This is a genomic window from Sandaracinobacter sp. (assembly GCF_041909755.1).
GTDB lineage: Bacteria > Pseudomonadota > Alphaproteobacteria > Sphingomonadales > Sphingomonadaceae > Sandaracinobacteroides.
This window is the reverse complement of record NZ_JAYRCW010000111.1, coordinates 1-7,163: the sequence shown is the minus strand read 5'-3', so window position 1 is coordinate 7,163 and position 7,163 is coordinate 1. Positions and strand designations below refer to the sequence as shown.

Sequence of the window (7,163 nt, the reverse complement as noted above, 5' to 3'; positions counted from 1 at the left end):
CGGGCAGCAGCGCGGCCGCGCCGGTTGCCACCGTCTGCTGGTCCACGCCCAGTTCGCTGGCGATCTGCTGAAGGCCGCCGAGGCCGCCCAGCGCGTCGATCAGATTTGCACTCATCCCCATGATTCCCCTGCTGTTGAGGGGCAGACTATCGGCCGTGGCGGACGGCCGCGCAAGGCATCGGACGCGTGCAAATGAAACCTGCCCGGCCTAAGGATGGGCCTCTGGAAGGAAGAACTGATGGCGACTGACGGCAACCCCGACGGCAACCGGCGCAGGCCGAAGCCGGACATTCTGGCGATCGGCAACCACCGGCTGAAACCCGCGACGCTGATGATGGGGCATGGCTATGACCCGTCGCTGTCGGAAGGGGCGCTGAAGCCGCCGATCTTCCTGACATCAACCTTCGTGTTCGAATCGGCGGCGGCCGGAAAGCGCCATTTCGAGGGCGTGACGGGCAAGCGGCCCGGCGGCGCGGACGGGCTTGTCTATTCCCGGTTCAACGGCCCGAACCAGGAGATCCTGGAGGACCGGCTGGCGATCTGGGAAGCGGCGGAAGACGCGCTGAGCTTCTCCTCCGGCATGTCCGCGATCGCCACCCTGTTGCTGACCTTCTGCCAGCCGGGCGACATGATCGTGCATTCCGGGCCGCTCTATGCCGCAACCGAAACGCTGATCGGCCGCATCCTGGGCAAGTTCGGCGTGGGCTGGCTGGATTTCCCGGCGGGCAGTTCCGAGGCGGAGATCGCGGCCGTGATGGAAGCCGCGAAGGCAAAGGGGCGGGTGGCGCTGATCTATCTGGAAAGCCCGGCGAACCCCACGAACGCGCTGGTGGACGTGCAGGCGGTGCGCCGGGCGCGCGACGCGCTGTTCGGGGCGGACGGCCCGCCCATCGCCATCGACAACACCTTCCTTGGCCCGCTGTGGCAGCAGCCGCTGGCGCATGGCGCGGACTTGTCGATCTATAGCCTGACGAAATATGCCGGCGGCCATTCCGATCTGGTGGCGGGCGCGGTGGTGGGGGCGCAGGCGCTGATCACGCCGATCCGCATGATGCGCAACACCATCGGCACCATCGCCGACCCGAACACCGCCTGGATGCTGCTGCGCAGCCTCGAGACGCTGGAGCTGCGGATGAGCCGCGCCGGCGAGAATGCCGCGAAGGTGTGCGAATTCCTGCGCGGGCATCCCAAGGTGGAGCATGTCGGCTATCTCGGCTTCCTGGCCGACGACCCCTCCAGCCAGGGGGATATCTATCGCCGGCACTGCACGGGCGCGGGTTCCACCTTTTCCCTGTATCTGAAGGGCGGCGAGCGCGAGGCCTTTGCCTTTCTGGACGCGCTGCGGATCGCGAAGCTCGCCGTCAGCCTGGGCGGGACCGAGACGCTGGCGTCAGCGCCGGCGGCGATGACGCACCTGTCCGTTCCCGATGCGCGCAAGGCCGCGCTGGGGATCAGCGACAATCTTGTCCGCATTTCGATCGGTGTCGAGGATGCCGACGACCTGATCGCCGATTTCGCCCAGGCCCTGGAGAGTATCTGAATGACCCGACTGCTTGTTGCGCTGCTGCTGCTTGCCCCCGCCCCGGCCCTTGCCTGGGGCCAGAACGGCCACCGTGTGACGGGGGCGATCGCGGATGCGCATCTGTCGCCCAAGGCGCGGGCCGCCGTGAAGGAGATCCTGGGCACGGAAAGCGTGGCGGAATCCTCGACCTGGCCGGATTTCATGCGATCCGCCCCCGATCCCTTCTGGCAGCGGCAGTCGGTTCCCTGGCACTATGTGACGATCCCCATCGGCAAGGGCTATGCCGGGCCGCCGCCCGAAGGCGACGCGGCCACCGCGCTGAAGCGCTTTTCCGACATGGCGAAAGACCCGAAGGAAAGCCTCGCCAACCGGCAGCTGGCGCTGCGCTTCGTGATCCACATCGTGGGCGATCTGTCCCAGCCGCTGCATGTGGGGCGCGAGGGCGACCGGGGCGGCAATGACGTGAAGGTGACCTTCTTCGGCGAGCAGACCAACCTGCACACGGTGTGGGACACGCTGCTGATCGAGAACCAGAACCTGTCCTACACGGAATGGACGCAGTGGCTGCTGGCGGCGGCGACGCCGCAGCAGATGCGCGACTGGTCAAGCCCGGATCCGCAGCAGTGGATCGCGGACAGCATCACCGTGCGGGAGACGCTGTATCCCGCCGATCCCGAGCTTCGCTACGCCTATGTGTTCCAGCAGAACGACACGCTGCGGCGGCAGCTTTCGAAGGGCGGGTTCCGGCTGGCGAGCTATCTGAACGCGCTGTTCGACGCGGCGCCGTCGAAATAGGAGGGGCCCATGAAGCTTGGCATCATCGGCGGCAGCGGGCTTTATGCCCTGCCACAGCTGGCGGCGGCGCACCGGATATCGCAGGAGACGCCGTGGGGCTGGCCATCCGACGCGCTGGTGGAGGGGCGGCTGGAAGGGCTGCCGGTGGTGTTCCTGCCCCGCCACGGGCCGCACCATTCCATCGCCCCGGCCGAGATCAACTATCGCGCCAACATAGCCGCGCTGAAGGCGCGGGGCTGCACCGCCATCCTTTCCGTTTCCGCCTGCGGCAGCTTCACGCCAGACCTGCCGCCCGGCACGCTGGCGGTGCCGCACCAGATCATCGACCGCACGCACGGGCGCGCGGGCAGCTTCTTCGGCGGCGGGATCGTCGCCCATGTGAGCCTTGCGGACCCGATTTCGGCCGAGCTGGCCGATGCGCTGCTGGAAGCCGCCACCGCCGTGGGCGCGCCGGCGAAGGGGGGCGGCACCTATCTGGCGATCGACGGCCCGCGCTTTGCGACGCGGGCGGAAAGCCGGCTTTCGAAGGCCGAGGGGCTGGATATCGTGGGGATGACCGCGATGCCGGAAGCTGCGCTCGCCCGGGAAGCGGAGATGGCCTATGCGATCGCCGCCTTCGTGACCGATTTCGACAGCTGGGCCGACGAGGCGGTGACGACGGCCGCCGTGCTGGAGGTGATGGCCGCGAACCGGACCCGTTCGCAACTGCTGTTGGGGGCGCTGTGCGCGCGACTGGCGCGGCAGCCGCTGGCCGTGCCCAGCCGCGAAGGCTGGGAGCATGCGCTGGACCAGGCGATCGTGACCCCGCGCAATGCCTGGCCGGCGGAAGCGACCGCCCATCTGCGCGCCATCGCGCCGCGTTTCTTTGCCTGATCGGACGGACCCCATGCTGGACAGGATTGCCGCCCATGTGCGCGTGGTGCCCGATTTCCCGAAGCCCGGAATCCTGTTCCGGGATCTGACCCCCCTGCTGGCGGACGGCCCGGCCTTTCAGGCGACGACGGCGGCGCTGGCCGAACGGGCCGGCGCCTTCGACCTGATCGCCGGGATCGAGGCGCGGGGCTTCCTGTTCGGCGCGGCGCTGGCGCAGCTGACGGGGGCGGGGCTGGTGATCGTGCGCAAGCCCGGCAAGCTGCCGGCGGCCACCATCGGCCATGACTATGCGCTGGAATATGGGACCGACCGGCTGGAACTGCACGCGGACGCCGTGCCCGCCGGGGCGCGCGTGCTGCTGATGGACGATGTGCTGGCAACCGGCGGCACGGCGGAAGCGGCCGTCACCCTGCTGCGCAAGGCCGGGGCAGAGGTGGCGCGCGCGCTGTTCGTGATGGAGCTGGACGGGCTGCCGGGCGCCGCGCGGCTGAAGGCGCAGGGCGTGGACCCCGTGAGCCTGCTGCATTATCCGGCCTGACGATGGCGGCGGCCCTGCCCCGGATCATGGGGATCCTGAACGTGACGCCGGACAGTTTTTCCGATGGCGGCCGCCATGCGGACCCGGTGGCGGCCGGGATGGCCCTGCGGGAGGCCGGGGCCGACCTGATCGACGTGGGCGGGGAAAGCACGCGGCCGGGGGCGACGCCGGTGCCGCTGGACGAGGAGCTGCGGCGGACAATCCCGGTGGTGGCGGCGCTTTCGAGGGCGGGGGTGGCGGTTTCGATCGACACGATGAAGGCGGAGGTGATGCGGCAGGCGCTGGCGGCGGGCGCGATGATGCTGAACGATGTCTCGGCCCTCCAGGCCGACCCCGAAAGCCTTGCTGTCGCCGCCCAAAGCACCGCCCACGTCGTGCTGATGCATATGCCCGGCAACCCGCAGACAATGCAGGCCCTTGCCGACTATCGCGACCCGGCCGCCGAGGTGATCGCCCATCTTGCCGCCCGAATCGCCGTGGCCGAATCCGCCGGCATCGCAAGAGAACGCCTGATCGCTGACCCCGGCATCGGCTTCGGCAAGGGCCTCGAGCACAATCTCGCGATCCTGCGGCAGCTGGAGGCCTTCCACAGCCTCGGCGTCCCTCTCTTGCTGGGCGCCAGCCGCAAATCGCTGATCCCGGCGATCGCAGGCCCCGCCCCGGTCGCCGACCGCCTTCCCGGCAGCCTCGCCCTCGCGCTCCGCGGCGCGGAGGCGGGTGTCGCCTGGCTGCGCGTCCACGATGTCGGCGCAACCGCCCAGGCGCTCAAGGTCTGGGCCGCTGCCCGCGCCTGATGCCACTTGCGCCACACATCGGCTCGGCGCACCATGCCCTTCTGAGAGTGAGGCATAGCGACAGGCGGGAGCAGTAGATGTCGATTTCATCGAAGCGGGCGAAGAGCCTGCTGAACCATGACGAATGGACCCTGGTGGAACAGACGCTCCGCCCGAAGGTCGCCGAGGCGGCCGAGGCCGACCTCCGCGCCGCCGGCCGTTCCTTGCGCCTCCTCCACGACAAGGAGCGCGATCTCGCCCGCGCCAAGCGCCGTATCACCAAGGGCACGGCCGAACCCCGCGGCGGCAGCTTCCCGGGCACCAGCGCGCGGCCCGCCGAACGCACCCAGGTCTTCGCCCAGGCGCTTATCCGCATCAACGACGAGATCGTCCGCCGCGAAAGCGTGGCCGCCCGCGCAGCCATGCTGGAAGGCCAGCAGCGGGTGCTCGCCGCCAAGCGCGCGGCGCCTGCGCGCCGGCCCGCCAACAGCCGCACCGCCGGCACCGGCCCGGCCTCCATCCCCAACGCAAAGCGCAGTTCGCACGTGCCGGGCTCGAAGGTCGGCTCGGTCAGCCAGCAGGGGAAGCGCGCCCAGGCACGGAAAGACGGCTAGGCCTGTGGCCTATGCGAAGGGCCTGACCGACCTGGGCAACGGGCTGTGGGCCTGGATGCAGCCGGACGGCGGCTGGGGCTTTTCCAACGCCGGGCTGATCACCGGCGGCGGGGAAGCCGCCCTGGTGGACACGCTGTTCGACGAGGCGCTGACCGACGAGATGCTGCGCGCGATGGAGGCGAGCTGCGGGGTGCGGCGCGACGCGATCGACACGGTGGTGAATACCCATGCCAACGGCGACCACACCCATGGCAACGCGCTGCTGACCAACGCGGAGATCGTGGCGAGCGAGGCCAGCGCGCGGGAAATGGAGGCCTTTCCGCCCGAAATGCTGGCGCAGCTGAAAGCGGCGGGCGGTGCGGGCGCGCTGGGCGAGGCGGGGCGCTATTTCGCGGAGATCTTCGCCCCCTTCGACTTTGCCGGGGTTCGCCACAAGCCGCCGACGCGCACCTTTTCCGGCCACGCCAGCCTGGATGTGGGAAGCCACCGCGTGCAGCTGCTGGAGGTGGGGCCGGCCCATACGGCGGGCGACGTGATCGTGCATGTGCCGGACGCCTCCGCCGTGTTCACCGGCGACATCCTGTTCATCGAAGGGACGCCGATCGTGTGGGCGGGGCCGGTTTCGAACTGGATCGCCGCCTGCGACCTGATCGAGGCGATGAACCCCGCGCATATCGTGCCCGGCCACGGCCCGCTGACGGACCTGTCGGGCGTTCGCGAGGTGGCGGATTACCTGCGCTTCGTGGAAGCGGAGGCGGTTTCCCGCTTCACCGTGGGCATGGGGCCGGAGGAAGCGGCGCTGGACATCGGGCTGGGGCGCTATGCCGGATGGAAGGATGCCGAGCGGATCGCGGTGAACGTGGACACGGTGTGGCGGGAATGGAGCGGCAGCACCGACGCGCCCGACGCGCTGGCGCTGTTCGGCCGGATGGCGAAGCTGTTCTACGACCGTCGCTGAGGACGGGGCGGAACGGTTTACGATTGTTGCACTTTATCTGGGCTGCAAAATCGGTTAACAGGGCATGCCGGTCAAAGAACCGGCCACGAATGAACGACAAGGAACATGGTCGCCCGCTTTCTGATCCCCGCGCTTCTTGCGCCTGCCCTGTTGGCTTCGGGCCCGTTCGCGGCGCCTGCGCATGCGGCTGTCAGCTTCGGGCTGGGACAGCCGGCCACGCAGACTCTGGCGTTCGAAGGGCTGATGAACCCGGCCGACTTCAGCCTGGTGGCGGGCACCGAATCCCTGGACGCCAAGCTGACGCTGAGCCTGTTCCTGGCGGCGGGCAGCACCTGGTATTTCACCTACAAGGTGGAGAATCAGGCGAGCGGCGCCTTCAACAAGGCGCGGATCAACGGCTTCGGCTTCAATGTGGACGACGCGGTCAGCAGCACGCTGTCCTCTGGCATGTTCGACCGCGAGGGATCGGGCCAGGTGACCGCCAGCTATGCGACGGACCTTTGCTTCATGTCGGGCGGGAACGGATCGTGCAGCCAGAGCACCGGCAGCGGCCTGAAGACGGGCGACAGCACGACGGGCTGGTTCCGCCTGAGCTTTGCCCAGCCGCAGAGCGTGGTCGACCTGAGCAACCTTTATGTGCGGTGGCAGGAATCGCATGTGAAGCAGGGCATTCCGCAGGAAGCCGTGCTGAGCATGAGCGCGATCAGCCCCGAGCCCGCGCCGGAACCGGCGGCCTGGGCCTTGTTCATTGCCGGGTTCGGTACGGTGGGATTTGCCCTTCGCCGCCGGAAACTGGCCGGAAATCAACAATTTGACAGCATTGGAAAGGACTGAACCCCAAGCCGCCGTAAAGAGCGGAGAAACAATGTAAATTTTTGAGACGAACGGGGTCGCGAAACGCCCGTTAAACAGTTTTGGCCTTCATATTTGGGCAGTGGGTGTGCTACATCCGCTGTGTTTCCTGCTGCGTCCTTAAGGGTTGGGGGGCGGTTTAGGGGACAGACTCGACGCTTTGGCTTTTTGCTTGGGCCATGGTGTCGGGGGGCAAATTCGAGGGTTGGAACCATGAAACACGACCTGATGGCAGGCG

8 protein-coding genes are annotated in these 7,163 nt (G+C 68.4%); all 8 read left to right on the top strand.

What is annotated here, in order from left to right; all coding sequences use genetic code 11:
* Positions 1–238 precede the first annotated feature (238 nt).
* Positions 239–1,540 carry a cystathionine gamma-synthase family protein gene (locus ACE3O8_RS12120; protein ID WP_374390093.1) on the top strand — a complete coding sequence of 434 codons (1,302 nt, stop codon included), beginning with the start codon at positions 239–241 and terminating at the stop codon, positions 1,538–1,540.
* On the top strand, positions 1,541–2,317 hold the full coding sequence (locus ACE3O8_RS12115; RefSeq protein ID WP_374390091.1) for a S1/P1 nuclease: 777 nt from the start codon (positions 1,541–1,543) through the stop codon (positions 2,315–2,317).
* Positions 2,318–2,326: 9 nt separating this feature from the next.
* Positions 2,327–3,190, top strand: coding sequence for an MTAP family purine nucleoside phosphorylase (locus ACE3O8_RS12110; RefSeq protein ID WP_374390089.1), 864 nt, complete (start codon positions 2,327–2,329; stop codon positions 3,188–3,190).
* 13 nt (positions 3,191–3,203) lie between these two features.
* Positions 3,204–3,728 carry an adenine phosphoribosyltransferase gene (locus tag ACE3O8_RS12105; protein WP_374390088.1) on the top strand — a complete coding sequence of 175 codons (525 nt, stop codon included), beginning with the start codon at positions 3,204–3,206 and terminating at the stop codon, positions 3,726–3,728.
* Positions 3,729–3,730: 2 nt separating this feature from the next.
* Entirely contained in the window at positions 3,731–4,522 is a 792-nt protein-coding gene (folP, locus tag ACE3O8_RS12100; RefSeq protein ID WP_374390086.1) for a dihydropteroate synthase, read from the top strand.
* Between the two features lie 77 nt (positions 4,523–4,599).
* Positions 4,600–5,115 carry a hypothetical protein gene (locus ACE3O8_RS12095; RefSeq protein ID WP_374390084.1) on the top strand — a complete coding sequence of 172 codons (516 nt, stop codon included), beginning with the start codon at positions 4,600–4,602 and terminating at the stop codon, positions 5,113–5,115.
* A 4-nt stretch (positions 5,116–5,119) separates the two neighbouring features.
* Entirely contained in the window at positions 5,120–6,073 is a 954-nt protein-coding gene (locus ACE3O8_RS12090) for an MBL fold metallo-hydrolase (protein ID WP_374390082.1), read from the top strand.
* Positions 6,074–6,178: 105 nt separating this feature from the next.
* On the top strand, positions 6,179–6,907 hold the full coding sequence (locus ACE3O8_RS12085) for a cistern family PEP-CTERM protein (RefSeq protein ID WP_374390080.1): 729 nt from the start codon (positions 6,179–6,181) through the stop codon (positions 6,905–6,907).
* Positions 6,908–7,163 lie beyond the last annotated feature (256 nt).